This is a genomic window from Nocardia sp. BMG111209, from assembly GCF_000381925.1.
GTDB lineage: Bacteria > Actinomycetota > Actinomycetes > Mycobacteriales > Mycobacteriaceae > Nocardia.
In genome coordinates, this window is sequence record NZ_KB907307.1 from 3,367,436 (window position 1) to 3,384,855 (window position 17,420).

The following is a 17,420-nucleotide window of genomic DNA, read 5'->3' on the forward strand; positions in this document are numbered from 1 at the left end:
AGCGGCGGTTTCGGGCCGGTCTCCCGGCGGTGACCCCGGTGTTACGGGCGGGCGTGGCGGGCGCTCCCCTCATATCGCTCCCTTCGCCCTCGAACGTGTCCGTGCTGTCCGATCGACGGTCCCAGTGGTCTGTTTCCGTGCGGTATCGGATGCCGTTGCGCCCGGTTACGCCGGACCGGGCCGCGGTGACAGCGCCCGGACCTGCGGTTTCGTTGGGGCCATCGCCGGTTGCGCCGGAAAACGGGCCGCTGCGCCGCGTCCGATTCGTTCAAGACGGCGCGGTCCGGCGGCGCCTACCGTGCCGGATATGACAGCACAACTCGATGTGATCGGCCTGGTCGTGGCGGACGTGGACGCGTCGGTGGACTTCTACACCCGGCTGGGCCTGCGCTTCGGCGACGACCTCGGTGGGCACCGCGAGGCCGAGTTGCCGGGCGGGTTCCGGTTGACCCTCGACACCGAGGCGACCATCCGCAGCTTCCATCCGGCCTGGCGCGGCGGCGCGGGCCGGATGAATCTTGCCTTCCGCTGCCCGGATCCCGCCGCCGTCGACACCTGGTACGAGGAGTTGACCGCCGCCGGATATCACGGCGAACTGAAGCCGTTCGACGCGTTCTGGGGTCAGCGCTACGCGAGCGTGCACGATCCGGACGGCAACGGCGTCGATCTCTACGCGCCGCTGTCCTGACCGAGCAACGCCCGTAACGGCCGGCCGGTCAGCGCGCGGACCTCGCGCGCGAGATGCGGCTGATCGGCATAGCCGGCCCGGATCGCGCACTCCGCGAACGGAATTCCGTCCCGCGCCAGCGGCAGCACGCGCTGCAGGCGCAGCACCCGGGCCAGGGTCTTCGGCCCGTATCCGAACGCCGCCAGCGATATTCGGTGCAGCCGGCGCACGCCGAGCCCGGTGGCGTCGGCGGTCGCCGCGACCGAGGCGCCGCCGCGCAGCGACCGCACGATATGTCCCGGCACCGGATCCACCGGCCCCGCCGCCGCGGTCAGCAGCCGCCCGGCCGCGGCCAATCCACGCATCGGGTCGTCCTCCGCCGCAACGAGTCCCGTCATCCGGCGGACCCGATCGGCCGGCCACAGATCCGCCAGCGCGACCCGGCTGTCCAGCAGTTCCCCGGCCGGCACCCCGAGCAGCGCCGGGGCCGTACCCGGCGCGAATCTGATCCCCCGCACCGCCGCGCCGTCCGGTACGGATACCCGGTATCCGCGGGTGTCCGGCCCCGCGACCATCAGCCGCTCCCCCAGCCACAGCAGATCCATACACCCGTCCGGCAGCACCAGCGCCGCACCCGATACCCGCCGTGACCACACCAGCGCCCCGGGCACCCCGCGCACGGGATACTCCCGATAGGGAATCGGTTCGGGCCCCACACCGCGACGTTACCGCACCCGGCCAGCCATCGGACTGCAAATCCGCCCCACCGGCCCGCACCCGGACCCACCGCCGCGATCCGCCGATCCGCCCCCACCGGCGAGCCCACCGCGCCCCGGCCCCCTTCGGTACCCGCCCCGCGCGATGCCCGACCCGCGCGAGGACTTCCGCCCGCCACCGGCCCCGGCGCACCGTAGGATCCGAAGCTGTTGACGCACTGTGAATTTCGTGTGCGATCACGGAGAAGTACCGCGTCCGCGACTGCCGTTGAGCGGATTTCCGACATGTCAAGGTGACACAAGTCACAAGTCGGCCGGAATCGGTTGACAGACCTTCCGGCGCCTGGATCTACTCCGTTGCACCACTTTTCAGCAGCGGTGTTCGATTCGAAGTTTTGCCACACGAAGGTTCGAAAGACAAGGAAGACAATGGCTCGTAAATCCCTGGCCACCACGACCGCTCGCGTCCTGACCGCGAGCGCCCTGCCGCTCGCGGCGGCCGCCATCTTCGCGGGCTCCGCGAACGCCGCCACCCCGGCCACCGCCGACCCCGTATCCGGCGGCATCCCGCTCGAGGTCGCCACCAACCCCGACGCCCAGTACCCGGACCCGGTCCTCAACGGCGCCGTCACCGGCGCGGCCATCGGCTCCGCCACGGGCTCGTTCAGCGACCCGGTCCCGACCCTGCTCGGCGCGGTCATCGGCGGCATCGTCGGCGCGGTCGACCCGGTCGTGGTCCCCCAGGTCCTGCCCTGATCCCCCGCCGGGCCGCGGAAACCCCCGCACCCACCCGGCGACGGTGAGACGCGGGGGTGCCATCGACAGCGGAACAGATGGCACCCCCGCACCCCGCGCGACTCCAGGGAATAGTCCCGAGCCGCGCCCTGTTGGTGGACATGGAAACCAAATCTCCGGGCGGGAGCCACCCGGATCACCGACAGCGAGGACGGCACATGACCACCATCGGTCCGACCCCCACCATCGACGTCCGCCGCGCGGCGGATCGGTACAAGTCCGAGTTCGGCTGGCTGGACTCCAAGCATTCCTTCTCGTTCGGTCACCACTACGACCGGGACAACACGCATCACGGGCTGTTGCTGGTCAACAACGACGACATCGTCGATCCGGGCACCGGATTCGAGACACATCCGCACCGCGATATGGAGATCGTCACGTGGGTGCTGGAAGGCTCTCTGGTGCACCAGGATTCGACCGGGAACAACGGGGTGATCTATCCCGGGCTGGCGCAGCGGATGAGCGCCGGGCGCGGGATCATGCACTCGGAGAAGAACGACTCCTGGCGGCTCGGCGGTGACGTGCACCGCGACCCGGTGCACTTCGTGCAGATGTGGGTGGTGCCCGACGAGGCCGGGATCACCCCGGGCTACGAGCAGCTGGAGATCGACGGGGAACTGCTGTCCGGCGGGCTGGTCACGGTCGCGTCGGGGATGCCCGAGCACGCCGATCACGCGGCGATCCGCATCCGCAACTCCTACGCGGCCCTGCATGCCGCGCGCCTGGCGCCGGGACAGACCGTGACGCTGCCGGACGCGCCCTTCCTGCACCTGTTCGTCCCGCGCGGCGCGGTGACGCTGGAGGGCAGCGGGCCGCTGGCCACCGGCGACGCGGTGCGGTTCACCGCGACCGGCGGGCAACGGGTCACCGCGACCGAACCCGCCGAGATCCTGGTGTGGGAGATGCACGCCGCGGTGCAGCTCTGACCGGTCCGTTCATCCGTACCGGCCATCATGGACGGGTCCGCACCCGAGAAAAGGCAGAGATGACAGATTCACCGACCGACCGGCAGCGGCTGCGCGCGACCTACCTGCGGCCCGCTGCCGAGCGTGGCGCCTCCACCGCGCGCGGCCTGCATCACACCGCGCTGATCAGCGGTGATGTGGAGCGAACCATCCGGTTCTATCAGGAACTGCTGGGGTTCCCGCTGACCGAGCTGATCGAGAATCGCGACTACGCCGGGTCGTCGCACTTCTTCTTCGATATCGGCAACGGCAACCTGCTCGCGTTCTTCGACTTCCCGGGCCTGGACCTCGGCCCCTACGGCGAGGTGCTGGGCGGACTGCATCACGTGGCGATCTCGGTGGAGCCCGCGCAGTGGGAGGCGGCGGTGCGCCGGCTCGACGCGGCCGGCGTCGGCTACGAGCGGCACAGCGGGGTCTCGGTCTACTTCCGCGACCCCGACGGCGCCCGCATCGAACTGATCGCCGACCCGCTCGGCGAGATGTACGGACAGCAGGTGCTGTGATGAGCGAGACGGTCACGACCACGCGCACCTACATCGACAAGCAGCACCCGCTCGCGTACCACGCCCAGCTCGAGGTCGCCAAGGCCGTCCAGCAGGCGACCGAATCCGCCGGGCTCGACCGCCGGCTGGTGGAACTGCTGAACATCCGTGTCTCCCAACTCAATCGGTGCGCGTTCTGCCTCGATCTGCACACCCGCGAGGCGTTGCAGTACGGCGAGACCGTCCAGCGCGTCGCCACCCTCCCGGCCTGGCGCGACACCCTCCTGTTCGACGAGCGGGAACGCGCCGCGCTGGCGCTCGCCGAATCGCTGACCACCCTGCCCGACGACCATATCCAGGACCGGGACTACGCCGCCGCGGCCGCCGTCCTGACCGCCGAACAACTGTCGGCCGTCGGCTGGGTGGTGGTCGCGATGAACGCGTTCAACCGGATCTCGATCGTGAGCCGCCATCCGGTCCGGCCCCGCCCGGTCACCCCCACGACGTGAAGGAGCATCCCGTGAGCACCGACATCCGCGACAACCCCACCGCGCACCGTTACGAGATATCCGCGGACGGCACCCTCGCCGGTTTCGCCGAGTACGAATTGTCCGGCGGCACCATCGATTTCACGCATACCGAGATCGACTCCGCCTTCGGCGGCCGCGGCCTCGCGAAACAGCTCGTCGCCGAAGCCCTGGCCGACGCCCGCCGCCGCGACCTCGCCGTCCTCCCGCACTGCACCTACGTCCGCAAGGTGATCGCCGAACATCCGGACGACTACCTGGACCTGGTCCCGGCCGCCACCCGCGCCGAATTCGGGCTGCCCGCCGAATGATCGGGCGGCGCCGCAGGGACCACCCCCGGTCCCGAGCCGGCGGAAGTTCCTGAGTTCCCGGTCCCCCTGGCGCACAGCAGATTCCGATCAGCGGCCCCGGGGGCTGGGGTACGCTCGCCTGCGAACCATCCGGTTCGTCGGGTTGCGCACCGAGGGCGAGGAGTAGATATGCCCGGCAAGACCATTCTGATCACCGGTTCCACCGACGGGCTGGGGCAGCACCTGGCGGTGCGGCTGGGCCGGGCGGGCGAGCGCGTGTTCGTGCACGGACGCGACCGGGAGCGCGGTGAGCGGGTGCGGGCGGAGATCGTGGCCGCCGGGGGGCCGGAGCCGGAGGTGTTCATCGCCGATCTGGGGTCGCTGCAGGAGGTGGATCGGCTCGCCGCCGAGGTCGGTGCGTGTACCGATCGGCTCGATGTGCTGGTCAACAATGCCGGGGTCGGCTTCGGGGCGCCGGACTCGGCGCGCGAGTTCGGGGCCGACGGGTACGAATTGCGTTTGGCCGTCAACTATCTCGCGGGGGCGCGGCTCACCCGGCAGCTGGTTCCGCTGCTGACCGCCGCGGCGCCCGCGCGGGTGGTCAATGTCGCCTCGATCGGCCAGCAGGCGCTGGACTTCGACGATCTGAACTTCGAGCACGGCTACAGCGGGGGCGCCGCGTACATGCGCAGCAAGCTCGCGCTGATCATGCTGACCTTCGATCTCGCCGAGGAGCTCGGACCGTCCGGGGTCACGGTGACCGCGCTGCATCCGGCCACCTACATGGACACCACGATGGTGCGCGAATTCGGCGGTTCGCCGCTGAGCACCGTCGACGAGGGCGGCGACGCCGTTCTCCGGCTGATCAGCGAGGATGTGCCGAACGGCGCGTACTTCAACGGGCGGAAACAGGCCCGCGCCGACGCGCAGGCCTACGATTCCGCCGCTCGCGCCGAGCTTCGCCGGCGCACGGCGGACCTGATCGCGGCGGCCGTCGGCTGAGCCGTACCGCGTGCCGGAACGCTTTCCGGCAGTCGATGACAAAAAAGTTTCGCTGAGACCCTTGTCACAGTCGGCAAACATCTGGTTGTCTCATGGCCGACGGTTCACCCACCGCAACGGCACCACTGCGCGGCGGTCACCGCTGCCCGACCAGAAGGAAGTCAGATGTCCCGAGCTGCCGAATCCGGCCCTCGCACCCGTTCCCATCCCCGAGCCCGCGCGGTCGCCGTGGCCCGTGAGCACCGGCGCCGGTACCACCTGGTCGCGCTGGCGCCCACGGTGGCGGCCGTGGCCCGGTACGCCGGGGGCTGGCTGTTCGACCGGGTCTCGTCCGGCTGGGAGGTGACGGCGATCGTGGCCGATCACGCCGACACCCGGCCGCTGGACATCCTGGGCGTGCGGGTCGTCGACCTGGAGTCGGCGTTCGCGGCGCGGGTGCGCAGCCCGATGCCGAACGCGCTCGCCATCGACACCGAGCTGTTCGCCGCCGACGATCGGGTCCGCGCGGGCCTGCTCGACATCTTCGACCACGAGCTGATCGACCACGTCACCTTCTGGGGCGATCGGCCGCTCGGCGACCTCGGCGCGCGGTTCGACCCGGTGCAGCACCGGGCCAGCCGCGCGGCCCAGGTGTTCAAGGCGCGTGCACTGTCGGTGGCCGGGCACCCGGCGCCCGCGGCCCCGGAACTGTTCCGCTGCCGCGAATTCCAGCCCGGCGCCGCGGGTTTCCGCGACCTGCTGCCGATCGGCGCCTGAATCGGCGCATTCCCGGTGTGCCCGTGGGCATTCCGGCGACTACGAACCCAGCGGCTCGAAGGTGATGTGCAGATCGCGCAGGCCGCGCAGCAGGAAGGTCGGATCGTAGCGATAGCGGCGGTCCGGCCCGGCACCGTGCACCCGGTCGTCGATGGCGATATCGCGGACCCGGTCGAGCAGGCGGTTCAGCGTCACCTGTCCCTCGGCGCGGGCCAGCGGTGCACCCGCGCAGGTGTGGATGCCGCGGCCGAAGGCGATGTGCTCGCGGGAGTTCCGGCGATCCAGCCGGAACTCGTCCGGATTCTCGAACTTCCGGGGGTCGCGGTTGGCCGCGCCGATGCACAGCATCACCACCGTGCCGGCCGGAATATCCACCCCGCCGACCCGGGTGGACCGCTTGGCCAGGCGGAAGTCCACCTTGGTCGGACTCTCGAAACGCAGTGACTCCTCGATGAACTGGTTCACCAGGCTGCGATCCGCGCGCAGCTGCCGCTGATATTCGGGATGTTCGGCCAGCACCTTGACCACCACGCTGAGCAGTTTGGTGACCGTCTCCTGCCCGGCCGCGAACAGGAAGGTGGCCGGCCGGACCAGTTCGGCCACCGTGGGTTTCGTCCCGTCCGGATAGGTCGTGGTGGCGAGCACGCTGAGGATGTCCGCCCGCGGCTGCCGCTGCCGGTCGGTGAGGTACGCGCCGAATCGCTCGTCCAGCCATTGCAGCGGATTCAGGCCCACCGGTTCGTGATCCAGCGCGCCGACCCGGCTGCCCGGCTCGGCATGACCGGACAGCGCGGAGCGGAACTCGTCGCGATCGTCGTCGGGTACGCCGAGCAGATCCGCGATCACCAGCGTCGCATAGGGTTTCGCGTACTCGTCCAGGAATTCGCAGCGACCGGCGGCCAGGAATTCGTCGAGTTGACGATCGGCCTGCCGCCACATGTATTCCTCGTTCTCCTTCAACCGTTTCGGCGTCAGGAGTTTGGCCAGCAGCGCCCGGGTACGGGTGTGATCGGGCGGATCCATCGTCACCATGTGCTCGTTGATCGGGAACAGGTGGCGATGCTCCTCGATCTGCGCGGTGATGTCGTCGCCGGCCGGCCGGAACGGCAGCGGCGGAAAGGGACCGCCGATCGAGATCGCCGAGGAGAAGTGCTCGGCGTCGCGGAAGATCTCGTTCGCCTCCTGATAACCGGTCACCGCCACCACGTCGTGGTGCGGCTCCCGGAACACCGGATGCCGCCCGCGCAGATACGCCAGGTACTCGTACGGATCCTGGGCGACGTCCGGATCGGAGAAATAGTCGACTGATGCCAGATCGGTCATGTGCTAACCAGCCTTTCCCGGCAGGGGAAGACGGGTCTGCGCGCCGGCGCAGACCACTGTTCTCGGAATCCGGGATTCGGATTCGCAGCTTCGGTAATGGAGTTACCGGAGAGCGAGAGTAGCAGCCCAGCGACACCCGGGGAAGGGGTTCGCTGTACGAGTGGACAACGAAAGTTCAGTCGCCGGCGGCGGCCGTCGCCGGCGGCTCCAGGCCGTCCAGGTATCGCTCGATCAGCGCGATGGTCTCGTCGTGGCCTAGGGTGAGGTCGAGATTGGATTCCATGACCAGGATGGTGGTCACCGTCGACAGCAGCAGCGAGACCGCCACCGGCGGGAACTCGTCGGTGTCCACGCCGTACTGCCGCAGGATGAAGGTCAGCGCGGTGAGCTGCACCTCGCGGAAGCGGGTGGCGTAGGCGACCAGTTCCGCGCGAATCGCCTTGCGGTGGTTGGCGAGTGCGAAGAACTCCATCATCAGCGAGTTGCGCTGCGCGTCCTTGGCCAGCTCCCACAGCGCGTGCAGCGGCCGCGGCCCGGCCAGCGCGCGCCGATGGCTGTCGAAATGCCCCTCGGTGCCGTCACGCAGCACCGCGACGAACAGATCGTCCATGGTCGGGAAGTAGTAGTGCACCAGCGCGGGCTTGACCCCCGCCTCGGCCGCGACCCGCCGGGCGCTGGCGGCGGCGTAACCGTCCGCGACCATGATCCGCGCCGTCGCGTCGAGCAGTTCGCGCCGCGTGGCCGTATCGTTCGCGCCTCGTCGCCGGGTGGGCATGCCGTTCAGGCTAACACTGGGCACTCGTACAGCACCCGGGCGGGTTCGGCGGGCCCGCGCGGCGGCCGTTCCCGGCCGGGCCCGCGCGGCGGCCACGACCGCCCCAGGGCGACAGGGCTTTTGGTAGCGCGGTCCGCACCTCTGCCCATAGCCTCACCGAGTGGCAGTACCGGGAAATGCCCGGCGCCGGTTCCGAGATCGCCGGCGGCGCCGGCCGGAACCGCGCTGGATCGCGGGCCTGGGGGTCGGCGTCGCGGTCATCCTGACGCTCACCGCCCTCGCGGCGGGACTGTCGGATTTCTGGCGGAACTACGAACTGAACACCGCCGCCGATCTGATCGGCGCGGTGTTCACCATCTATGTGCTGACGCCGATCATCCAGCGCGCGGGCGAGTCCCGGGTCCGCGAACATCGCGAACTCGATTATCACCGCTTCCTGGACCGCGCCGATCGCAGCACCGATGTGATCCGGATCGTCGACACGTTCTCCAACATGTTGCTCGATCCGTACGCGGAGCGGTTCCAGCAGGTCATCCGGAGTGCGCTGGATCGCGGTGTGTCCGTGCGGATCCTGCTCATCAATCCGACCACCCTGGCCGCGGAACAGCGCGCCCTGGAGCTCGGCACGGCCGAGGATCTGCAACGCCAGCTGACGCTGAATCTGAAGACCCTGCGCGAATTGCGCCAGGAGATAGGCAGATCCGATCCGGCCGACGCGAGTTCCGGTCTGCGCGCCGACTTCCAGGTGCGGCTGTACTCCTCCGGACCGGACGTCACCATGTACCGGGCCGACGACCGCTGCCTGGTGTCGTTCTACACCATCGGCCAATTGTCCGGGGACTCACGGCAACTGGAGGTCTCGGTGCGATCGCCGCTGGGCCGCTTCGTCAACGACCGGTTCCACACCGTGTGGAGCCACTCCGCGCCCTTCGAATCGCTGACCACGATCGTGCTGTACGACGGCCGCATCGAACGGACCTGCATGGTGAAATCCGTTGCCCTGGAACATGTCCGGTACCTGGTGAGCATGCGGGTGGATCATTTCCTGGACCAGGCGGGCCCGCGCCCGGTGACCGCCCGCCTCGGCGACGGCAACGAGCACACCCTGTCCCGGCTGACCGACGACGGTTCGGGTCTGCTCGATCGGCTCGCGGCGGAGATGCGCCGGATCTACAACGAGGCGCCGGACGCGGGTTTCGTCCGGATGAACCCTGTCGAGCTGTGAATTAGCTGATTACCGCCCGTCACGATAAGCTCGGACCTCGGTCGCCCGACGTCCGTCGGGCATGTGGCTGGAGGCATCGGATGTCGCTGGGCACCACGGAACACCCGCGCGGATTTCGTGCCCTCGGCACCCGAGCGCTGCCGGGCATCGCCGCCCGGGCCGGACTCGACGACGCCGCCGCACTGGATCTGGCCGCGGTGGCCGAGGTACTGCCGTTCCGGACGAACCGCTACGTCCTGGACGAACTGATCGACTGGTCCCGCGCGCCGGACGATCCGATCTTCCGGCTGACCATGCCGCATCCGGACATGCTGCCGGCCGACGACCGGGCCGAGATCGCGGGACTGCTGGCCGAGGGCGCTCCCGCGATGGAGGTGCGGCACACCGCGGCGCGCGTCCGCAAGACGCTGAATCCGCATCCCGAGGGGCAGCGCACCCTCAACCGGCCCATCGCCGACGGCGAACCGCTCGACGGCCTGCAACACAAGTACCGCGGCACGGTCCTCTACTTCCCGAGCAACGGCCAGACCTGTCATGCCTACTGCGCCTACTGTTTCCGCTGGGCCCAGTTCGTCGGCGATCCGGATCTGCACATGGCCGCCGCCGGGCCGGAGGTGCTGATCCGGTACCTGCGCCGGCACCCCGAGGTCAGCGAAGTACTGGTAACCGGTGGCGATCCGCTGATCATGAGCGCGCCCGTCCTGGCCCGCCATCTGGAGCCGCTGCTGACCCCGGAGCTCGAGCACATCACCTCGATCCGGATCGGGACCAAGGCGCTCGCGTTCTGGCCGTACCGCTTCGTCACCGACCCGGACGCCGACGAACTGCTGACCCTGCTGAGCCGGATCACCGCCTCCGGGCGGCATCTCGCGATCATGGCCCACGTGTCGCACGCCCGGGAACTGGAGACCGACATCGTCCGCACCGCGATCGAGCGGTTGCAACGCACCGGCGCCACGATCCGCTGCCAGTCACCGGTGGTCCGCACCGTCAACGACAGCGCTCGCGACTGGATCGACCTGTGGGCGAACGAGGTTCGGCTCGGCATGATCCCGTACTACATGTTCGTGGAGCGCGACACCGGTCCCCGGGACCACTTCGCGGTCCCGCTGGCCGCCTCCGCCGCGCTGTTCACCGAGGCCTACCGCGCGGTACCCGGCCTGGCCCGCACGGTCCGCGGCCCGGTCATGTCGGCGACCCCCGGCAAGGTCGTCGTCGACGGCGTCACCACCGTCGCGGACCACCGCGTATTCGTGCTGCGCTTCCTCCAGGCCCGCGACGAAAACCTCGTCGGCACACCGTTCTTCGCCGAGTACAGCACCACCGCGCGCTGGCTCGACGACCTCGAACCCGCCTTCGCCGACCGGTTCCCCCACGAGACCTCGTAAACCGTTCCCGCCCTGCGGCACAGGGATGCCCGCGCGAGACCCGCGGGTTCACACCTGTGCCACAGTGGCGCGGGAGGCAGCCACGGCGAGTGCGCCGAGGACGGCAGCCGCGGCGACGACGGCGCCGAAAATGGTTGTGGCGGTGGCTAGTCCGGTGGCGTCGCCCAGGTATCCGGCGATCACGGGGAGGAGGCCGGCGGGGAGGTAGCCGCCGGTGTTGAGGGCGGCGTTGGCCTCGGCGAGGCGGTCGACCGGGACGGTGGTGTTGAGCAGCGACAGTCCGCCCAGCTGACCCAGGCCCTGACCGGCGCCGGCCAGCAGCGCGGCGGCGACCAGCCAGGCGACGGTCTCGGTGCGGACCGCCGCGATCAGCGTCGCCGTGCTCGCGGTGGTGGCCAGGGTGGACGCGATCATGACGAGCGGGCGGCGCAGGCGGCGGACCGCGAACTGGACCGCCGTGGCGGTCAGGAACATGCCGAATGCCATGGCGCCCGCGGGGATTCGGCTCGTCACGCCGAGCAGCCCGGCCAGCAGGGCGGGCCCGAGCGACAGCACGAACGACGTCGCGGTGATACCCGGAGCGAAGACCGCGATGCCGAGCGCGAGTTCGCGCCCCCGGCCGGCGGGCACCCGCGGAACCCGCACCCACGCACCGGTGGCGGCAGGCACCGGACGGTCCAGGGGAAGCCGGAGGACGGCCACCGCCGCGGTCACCAGCAGCACCGCCTCCACCACGAACACCGTCACCGTGGGGGCGGGCAGGGTCTCGGACACGATGCCGGACAGCAGCGGTCCCGCCCCGGCCCCGAACACCATGGCGCACGAGGCGAGCAGGGCGGCCTGCGATTTCCGTTGCGGCCCCGCGACATCGGTGACGGCGGCCATTCCGGCCGAGACCGCGGCGCCGACCGCGACCCCGGTGCACACCCGCGCGACGAGCAGCGCCACCACGCCGGTGGCGGTCGCGAAGATCAGGCAGGCGAGCAGCGCCAGCCCCAGCGCCGGCAGCAGTACCGACCGGCGGCCCGAGCGATCGGACACCACGCCGCAGACCAGCAGCGAGCCGAGCAGGCCCACGATGTACCCGGCGAAGATCACCGTCAGCATGCCCTTGGAGAAGCCGATCCTGTTCTGCCACAACACATACAGTGGCGTCGCCGTATTCGACAGCACGAAGATCGCCGTCACCGGCCAGGCCGCGAGCCACATCGCGCGCACCGGCGTGCGCCCGGTCCGGGGCGCCGTCGTTCCGGTCGTTGTCACGACCACTCCCTCCATCAGTTCGAACAATCTCGTACTGGTTCGAATGGAGTCGAACTTAACAGTAGTACGATGGAAGTCGTACTTACTGTGATCGGAGGAACACCATGCCGTCGACAGCCGCCCACCGGTTCGCGGCACCCGCGCGACCGGCGGATCTGCCGGAGCCACTACCCGAACCGGCGCCGGAGGACATCCGGCTGGAGACCGCGCTCGGCGCACTCAGCGAACCGCTGCGGCTGTACATCGTGCGCGAATTGCTCTTGCACTCCGAGGAATTCGATCACCCCTGCGGCTGGTTCGGCATCGACCGCCCGAAATCCTCACTCACCCACCACTTCAAGGCGCTGCGCGAGGCCGGCCTGATCCGGCAGCGGCAGTACGGCCTGGAGCGGCGCAGCCACGTCCGCATCGACGATCTCGACACCCGCTTCCCCGGACTGCTCGACCTCGTCGCCGAATGGTCCCCCGCCGACGCCGACTGAGCGGCCCCGCCGCAACACCGTCCGGACCCGATGCGAGCATGGAGGGGTGAGCGCATCGACGGGCGCGGCGCCGACGGAACCCGGCGCGCTGGAGGCCCTGCGCGTCCCGCTGACCGGGTACTGCTACCGCCTGCTCGGTTCGGCCGCCGACGCGGAGGATGCGGTGCAGGAGACCCTGATGCGCGCCTACCTGCGGCTGGACACCTTCGATCCGGCGCGGTCCCGGCTGTCGACCTGGCTGCACGCCATCGCCACGAACATCTGCCTGGACATGCTGCGCGGCCGCACGCGCCGGATGCTGGCCTGGGACGGCCCGTCCGCCGCGGATTTCGATCCCGGCGCGGTACTGCCCGCCGACCGCTGGCTGGAGCCGATGCCCGATGCGGCGCTGATCGCGGCGCGGGATCCGGCCGAGGTGGTGGCCCAGCGCGAATCGGTGCGGCTGGCCTTCGTCGCGGCGCTGCAACATCTGCCGCCACGGCAGCGCGCGGTCCTGGTACTGCGCGAGGTACTCGCGTTCACCGCCGCCGAGACCGCGGACATGCTGGGCGTCAGCGCCACCGCGGTGAACAGTGCCCTGCAACGGGCCCGCGCCACCCTCGCGACCGTCCGGACCGCGCCGGACGAGGCCCTCGATCCGGCCGATCCCGCCGACCGCGACCTGATCCGGCGCTATGTGTCGGCCTTCGAGACCCATGACGTCGCCGGCCTGGCGGCGCTGCTCTGCGCGGACGCCGAATCGGGTATGCCGCCGCTGGCCTGGCGGCTGGCCGGACGCGAGGCGATCGTCACGGTGTTCGCCGCCGCCGACGCCTGTGTCGGCGATCGGCTGCTCGAGGTCGCGATGAACGGCTCGATCGGTTTCGGCCAGTACCGCCGCGACGAGACGGGAGTACCGCGGCCGTTCGCGCTGCTGGCCGTGACGGTCCGCGCAGGCCGGATCGCCCGGCAGGTGACCTATCTCGGCACCGCGGACCGGTTCGCGGAGTTCGGCCTGCCCCCGGTCGCCGACCCCGCGCGGTGATTCTCGCGCGGACCGATGAATCCCGGCCGTCCCGTTCGTACCAGAGGTGACCACATTCCCGACCAGGAACGGACACCGATGACCAGCACCGATCAGGACACCGCCCGGCTGCGTGCGCACACCGTCGCCGAGCGCGAACGACTCGCCGGACTGCTCGCCGGCCTCGGCCCGCGGCAGTGGGCCGCCCCCTCACTGTGCGACGGCTGGCGCGTGCGCGAGGTGCTCGCGCACATGACGATGCCCTACCGGACCTCGACCCTCGGATTCCTGCGCGGGATGATCGCGGCCCGGTTCGCCTTCGACCGATACGCCGATCGCGCCGCACGCGCCGATACCGCGCGCATGAGCGACGCCGAACTGCTTGCCGCACTACGGGACAACGTCGGCCACCCGTGGCGGCCGCCGGGCGGCGGGGCGGCGGGTGCGCTGAGCCACGACGTGATCCACGGTCTCGACATCACCGAGCCGCTGGGCCTGCCGGCCGCGCCCATCGACCGCATCGCCACCGTGCTGCGGGCCGGCGGTCCCCGGTCCTTCGCCTACTTCGGGGTCGACCTCGACGGAGTTCGGTTGCGGGCGAACGATTCCGATGTCGAACTCGGCGACGGAACGCCGATCACCCTGTCCGCCAAGGATATTCTGCTGATCGTGACGGGACGCCGCCCGATACCCGAACACTGACTCAGCCCGGAGTCGGCACCACCGTGGCCCGGACCGGATTGTGGTCCGAGACGCCGTGCAGATCCTCGACCGCGACCGCCGTCGTGACGGCGCCGATGGTGACCACGTGGTCGATGAACTCGGATTTCGTGCCGACGGTGCGGGGCCGGGTCGGCACGAGATCCGGGAGCGCGGCGACCGCGAACCCGGCGCCGAGCCCCGCCGCCACCGTCGCGCGATCGGCGTTGAAATCCCCGAGCACGACCGTGGGACCGGTTGCCGCCGTGGCCAATTCCGCCAGCCGGGCGAACTGGCCACCGCGGCGGCCGTCGCCGGTGACATGGGTGGCGATCACGGTCAGATCGCCGGTGCGGACGACCACGACCCCCTTGCCCGGATCGTCGGCGAAGGCGGTCGCGGTGACCAGCCGGCTGCCCGGCGCGGTGAGTACGACCAGATGCTCGTCCCGGTCCCGCAGTGCGGTCGCGATCCGCCGCGAGCGTGGCACCCGGGGATAGCGCAACGCGTGAACGGCGCGGTGCGGCAACGCTTCTCGCAGTGCGGCGAGCTGATCGCCGCTGACTTCCTGCAATGCGACGGCGTGTTCCTCGCGCTCGGCCACCCAGCGCGTCACGGCGGCGATGCGCGCGGGCTCGTCCGGCCACCGGTCGGCCACCTCCTCGTACCAGTTCTCGGCGTGCACGCGATGCAGGACGTTCCAGGTGGCGACGGAGATCACACTCAGTACGGTAGTGGACCGCTCGGGCCCGCCGTCCGGCTGCGTACCGAGCGACCGATTCACCTACCTACAGGTAAGTAGGTATAGTTCGCTCCGGGTTGCCCGAACGAAGGAGAATCCGATGAACGAGACAGCGGTGATCACCGGGGCCGCCGGTGGTATCGGTGCGGCGGTGGCGCGGCGGCTGGCGAGTGCCGGCGTCCGATGTGTGCTGGTGGATCGCGATCCGCGGGTGGCGGACGTGGCGGCCGAGATCGGCGGCGCGTCCGTCGTCGGCGATCTCACCGATCCGGCGCTGTCCGAACGCGCGGTGGCCACCGCCGGCGAGCGGCTGGATCTGCTGGTGCTGAACGCGGGGATCAACTCGGTCGACAAGGATCCCGCGACCCTCGATCTCGACCGCTACCGGGCCGTGGTCGGCGTCAACCAGCACGCGGTGGTGTGGGGCCTGCGCGCGGCGCTGCCGGTGATGCGCCGCGCCGGCGGCGGCTCGATCGTGGTGACGGCCTCGCTGGCCGCACTGCAGGGCGTACCGCAGGATCCCGTCTACACGATGACCAAACACGCCGTGATCGGCCTGGTGCGAGCGTTCTCGGGCACGCTGGCCCGGGAGCACATCCGACTGTCCGCGGTATGTCCCGGCCTGGTCGACACCCCGCTGACCGAGGGTGGACGGGATCGGTTCCGGGCGGCGGGCATTCCGATGCTGTCGGCGGACATCGTCGCCGCGGAGATCGAGGGACTGCTGCGCACCGGCGAGCCCGGCACCGAACTGGTGGTGCGGCCGGGGCAGCCGTCGGCCCGCTATCGATCGGCCCCGCTGCCGTGACCGCCGACCGGCCGCACGGCGGGCGACGCGAGGAGATCCTGCGGGCCGCACTCGACATGATCGCCGAGCGCGGCTATCGCGGAACCTCGCTGGACGCCGTCGCGGAGGCCGTGGGCCTCACCAGACAGGGTGTGCTGCACTACTTTCCGGGCAAACAACAGTTGCTGGCCGCGATCCTGGAACGCACCGTCGAGGTCGGGCGCGGGGATCTGCCGCCGCACCGGTTGCAGGCGGATGTGCCGGGTCAACTCGCCGCGGTGGTCGCCCACAACCGCGCGCATCCGGCGTTCGCGCAGGCGTACAGCGTGCTGATGGCCGAGAGCGCGACCGCCGGGCACCCCGCCCGGGACGTTTTCCGGCAGCACTACCGGCAGGTGCTCGACGAGATGACGCGCGGCTACACCGAGCGCTGGGGCGAGCGGCTGCCCTCCGGCCTGACCCCGCACGCGGCCGCGGTCGCGGTGCTGGCCCTGCTGGACGGGATGCAGCAGCAGTGGTTGCTGGATCGGGATCGCACCGGCGATCCGGAGATCATGCGCGCGGTGCTCACGGTTCTGTTCGGCACCGAATCCCCTGACCTGCAGCCGTAGCAGACCGGCCCGTCGGTAATTATATTCTTACTTGCGGGAAGTAAGCTTCTCGCCGGACGAGAACGAGATTGGATCTGCTCATGGCTAGATTGGACGGCAAAATCGCCTTCATCACCGGTATCGCGCGCGGGCAGGGCCGGGCCCACGCCGTACGGCTGGCCCACGAAGGCGCCGACATCATCGGTATCGATCTCGCCGGACCGCTGCCGAACGTGCCGTACGACTCCCCCACCCCCGAGGATCTCGCCGAGACGGTCCGCCTGGTCGAGGCCGAGGGCCGCAAGATCATCGCCCACCGGGGCGACGTGCGCGACCTCGAGGGTATGCGGCAGCTGGTGGACGGCGCGGTGGCGGATCTGGGCGGCCTCGACGTGGTGGTCGCCAACGCCGGCATCTGCGTGCCGACCACCTGGGATCAGGCCACGCCGGAGATCTTCCGGGACCACATGGACATCAACGTGACCGGCGTGTGGAACACGGTGATGGTCTCGGCCGGGCACCTGATCACCCGCGGTGGCGGCTCGATCATCCTGATCAGCTCGTACGCCGGGAAGAAGGTGCAGCCGTTCATGGTGCACTACACCACCAGCAAGCACGCCGTGACCGGCATGACCCGGGCCTTCGCCGCCGAACTCGGCCGCCACCGCATCCGGGTCAACAGCATCCACCCCGGCGGGGTGAACACCCCGATGGGATCCGGCGACATGCAGGGCGCGCTGGAACGGGCGAGCGCGACCAATCCGCCGCTGGCGACGATGGGCACCCCGTTCGTACCGCAGTGGGCCGCCGAGCCGGAGGAGATCTCGGCGGCGGTGGCATTCCTCGCCTCGGACGAGTCGAGCTTCATCACCTCGGAGCATCTGAGCATCGACGGCGGCGCGCAGTACTACTGACGCTGCGCCGGCCGCCGCACCGGATCGCG

At 70.2% G+C, this 17,420-nt stretch carries 21 protein-coding genes; 16 read left to right on the plus strand and 5 right to left on the minus strand.

The genetic code is table 11. The features are described from left to right. The first annotated feature begins 307 nt into the window (after positions 1-307). Complete coding sequence (locus G361_RS0115405; protein WP_019927986.1) at positions 308-688, plus strand: VOC family protein; 381 nt, start codon at positions 308-310, stop codon at positions 686-688. Here G361_RS0115405 and G361_RS0115410 read toward each other — a convergent pair. Continuing rightward, positions 670-1,383 (minus strand): helix-turn-helix domain-containing protein, encoded by a 714-nt coding sequence (locus G361_RS0115410; protein ID WP_019927987.1) that lies wholly within the window; start codon positions 1,381-1,383, stop codon positions 670-672. The two genes, G361_RS0115405 and G361_RS0115410, sit on opposite strands and share 19 nt — an antisense overlap. Before the next feature lie 429 nt (positions 1,384-1,812). On the opposite strand from G361_RS0115410, the gene G361_RS0115415 reads away from it, so the two are divergent. The 7 genes from G361_RS0115415 (at position 1,813) to G361_RS0115445 (ending at position 6,200) form a co-directional block, all read left to right on the plus strand. After that, positions 1,813-2,139: a glycine zipper domain-containing protein gene (locus tag G361_RS0115415; protein WP_019927988.1), complete on the plus strand. Its 327-nt coding sequence runs from the start codon at positions 1,813-1,815 to the stop codon at positions 2,137-2,139. A gap of 197 nt (positions 2,140-2,336) precedes the next feature. Further along, positions 2,337-3,104: a pirin-like bicupin family protein gene (locus tag G361_RS0115420; RefSeq protein WP_019927989.1), complete on the plus strand. Its 768-nt coding sequence runs from the start codon at positions 2,337-2,339 to the stop codon at positions 3,102-3,104. A gap of 59 nt (positions 3,105-3,163) precedes the next feature. Continuing rightward, positions 3,164-3,646 carry a VOC family protein gene (locus G361_RS0115425; RefSeq protein WP_019927990.1) on the plus strand — a complete coding sequence of 161 codons (483 nt, stop codon included), beginning with the start codon at positions 3,164-3,166 and terminating at the stop codon, positions 3,644-3,646. Then, the gene (locus tag G361_RS0115430) at positions 3,646-4,134 is read left to right on the plus strand and encodes a carboxymuconolactone decarboxylase family protein (RefSeq protein ID WP_019927991.1); all 489 of its coding nucleotides are present in this window, start codon (positions 3,646-3,648) and stop codon (positions 4,132-4,134) included. The genes G361_RS0115425 and G361_RS0115430 overlap by 1 nt, the downstream gene beginning before the upstream one ends. 11 nt (positions 4,135-4,145) lie before the next feature. Then, complete coding sequence (locus tag G361_RS0115435) at positions 4,146-4,463, plus strand: GNAT family N-acetyltransferase (protein WP_026343074.1); 318 nt, start codon at positions 4,146-4,148, stop codon at positions 4,461-4,463. A 168-nt stretch (positions 4,464-4,631) separates the two neighbouring features. Then, positions 4,632-5,444 carry an SDR family NAD(P)-dependent oxidoreductase gene (locus tag G361_RS0115440; RefSeq protein ID WP_019927993.1) on the plus strand — a complete coding sequence of 271 codons (813 nt, stop codon included), beginning with the start codon at positions 4,632-4,634 and terminating at the stop codon, positions 5,442-5,444. A gap of 165 nt (positions 5,445-5,609) precedes the next feature. After that, positions 5,610-6,200 carry a hypothetical protein gene (locus G361_RS0115445; protein WP_155981465.1) on the plus strand — a complete coding sequence of 197 codons (591 nt, stop codon included), beginning with the start codon at positions 5,610-5,612 and terminating at the stop codon, positions 6,198-6,200. A gap of 39 nt (positions 6,201-6,239) precedes the next feature. On the opposite strand, the gene G361_RS0115450 is transcribed toward G361_RS0115445, so the two are convergent. Both G361_RS0115450 and G361_RS0115455 read right to left on the minus strand, forming a co-directional pair. Beyond that, a complete protein-coding gene (locus tag G361_RS0115450) occupies positions 6,240-7,523 on the minus strand; it encodes a cytochrome P450 (protein ID WP_019927995.1) in 1,284 nt (427 codons plus the stop codon). A gap of 175 nt (positions 7,524-7,698) precedes the next feature. Beyond that, positions 7,699-8,298, minus strand: coding sequence for a TetR/AcrR family transcriptional regulator (locus G361_RS0115455; protein ID WP_019927996.1), 600 nt, complete (start codon positions 8,296-8,298; stop codon positions 7,699-7,701). A 160-nt stretch (positions 8,299-8,458) separates the two neighbouring features. Here G361_RS0115455 and G361_RS0115460 point away from each other — a divergent pair, with 160 nt between their 5' ends. Together G361_RS0115460 and G361_RS0115465 are read left to right on the plus strand one after the other, a co-directional pair. Continuing rightward, the gene (locus G361_RS0115460; protein WP_019927997.1) at positions 8,459-9,523 is read left to right on the plus strand and encodes a hypothetical protein; all 1,065 of its coding nucleotides are present in this window, start codon (positions 8,459-8,461) and stop codon (positions 9,521-9,523) included. A gap of 80 nt (positions 9,524-9,603) precedes the next feature. Further along, on the plus strand, positions 9,604-10,911 hold the full coding sequence (locus G361_RS0115465; protein ID WP_019927998.1) for a KamA family radical SAM protein: 1,308 nt from the start codon (positions 9,604-9,606) through the stop codon (positions 10,909-10,911). 48 nt (positions 10,912-10,959) lie between these two features. On the opposite strand, the gene G361_RS0115470 is transcribed toward G361_RS0115465, so the two are convergent. After that, positions 10,960-12,174 carry an MFS transporter gene (locus G361_RS0115470; RefSeq protein ID WP_231386880.1) on the minus strand — a complete coding sequence of 405 codons (1,215 nt, stop codon included), beginning with the start codon at positions 12,172-12,174 and terminating at the stop codon, positions 10,960-10,962. Between the two features lie 104 nt (positions 12,175-12,278). On the opposite strand from G361_RS0115470, the gene G361_RS0115475 reads away from it, so the two are divergent. From G361_RS0115475 to G361_RS0115485, 3 genes are all read left to right on the plus strand, one after another. Beyond that, a complete protein-coding gene (locus tag G361_RS0115475) occupies positions 12,279-12,656 on the plus strand; it encodes a helix-turn-helix transcriptional regulator (RefSeq protein ID WP_019928000.1) in 378 nt (125 codons plus the stop codon). Positions 12,657-12,702: 46 nt separating this feature from the next. After that, entirely contained in the window at positions 12,703-13,680 is a 978-nt protein-coding gene (locus G361_RS0115480) for an RNA polymerase subunit sigma-70 (protein WP_019928001.1), read from the plus strand. 78 nt (positions 13,681-13,758) lie between these two features. Further along, positions 13,759-14,361, plus strand: a complete 603-nt coding sequence (locus G361_RS0115485) for a maleylpyruvate isomerase family mycothiol-dependent enzyme (RefSeq protein WP_019928002.1) — start codon at positions 13,759-13,761, stop codon at positions 14,359-14,361. A gap of 1 nt (position 14,362) precedes the next feature. Here the strand turns inward: G361_RS0115485 and G361_RS0115490 are convergent, their stop codons facing one another. Then, complete coding sequence (locus G361_RS0115490) at positions 14,363-15,079, minus strand: endonuclease/exonuclease/phosphatase family protein (protein ID WP_036495110.1); 717 nt, start codon at positions 15,077-15,079, stop codon at positions 14,363-14,365. 121 nt (positions 15,080-15,200) lie between these two features. On the opposite strand from G361_RS0115490, the gene G361_RS0115495 reads away from it, so the two are divergent. The 3 genes from G361_RS0115495 (at position 15,201) to G361_RS0115505 (ending at position 17,391) form a co-directional block, all read left to right on the plus strand. After that, positions 15,201-15,908, plus strand: coding sequence for an SDR family oxidoreductase (locus G361_RS0115495; RefSeq protein WP_019928004.1), 708 nt, complete (start codon positions 15,201-15,203; stop codon positions 15,906-15,908). After that, positions 15,905-16,498: a TetR/AcrR family transcriptional regulator gene (locus tag G361_RS0115500; protein ID WP_019928005.1), complete on the plus strand. Its 594-nt coding sequence runs from the start codon at positions 15,905-15,907 to the stop codon at positions 16,496-16,498. Before G361_RS0115495 ends, G361_RS0115500 begins: the two co-directional genes overlap by 4 nt. 80 nt (positions 16,499-16,578) lie before the next feature. After that, positions 16,579-17,391: a mycofactocin-coupled SDR family oxidoreductase gene (locus G361_RS0115505; protein WP_026343076.1), complete on the plus strand. Its 813-nt coding sequence runs from the start codon at positions 16,579-16,581 to the stop codon at positions 17,389-17,391. Positions 17,392-17,420: the final 29 nt, after the last annotated feature.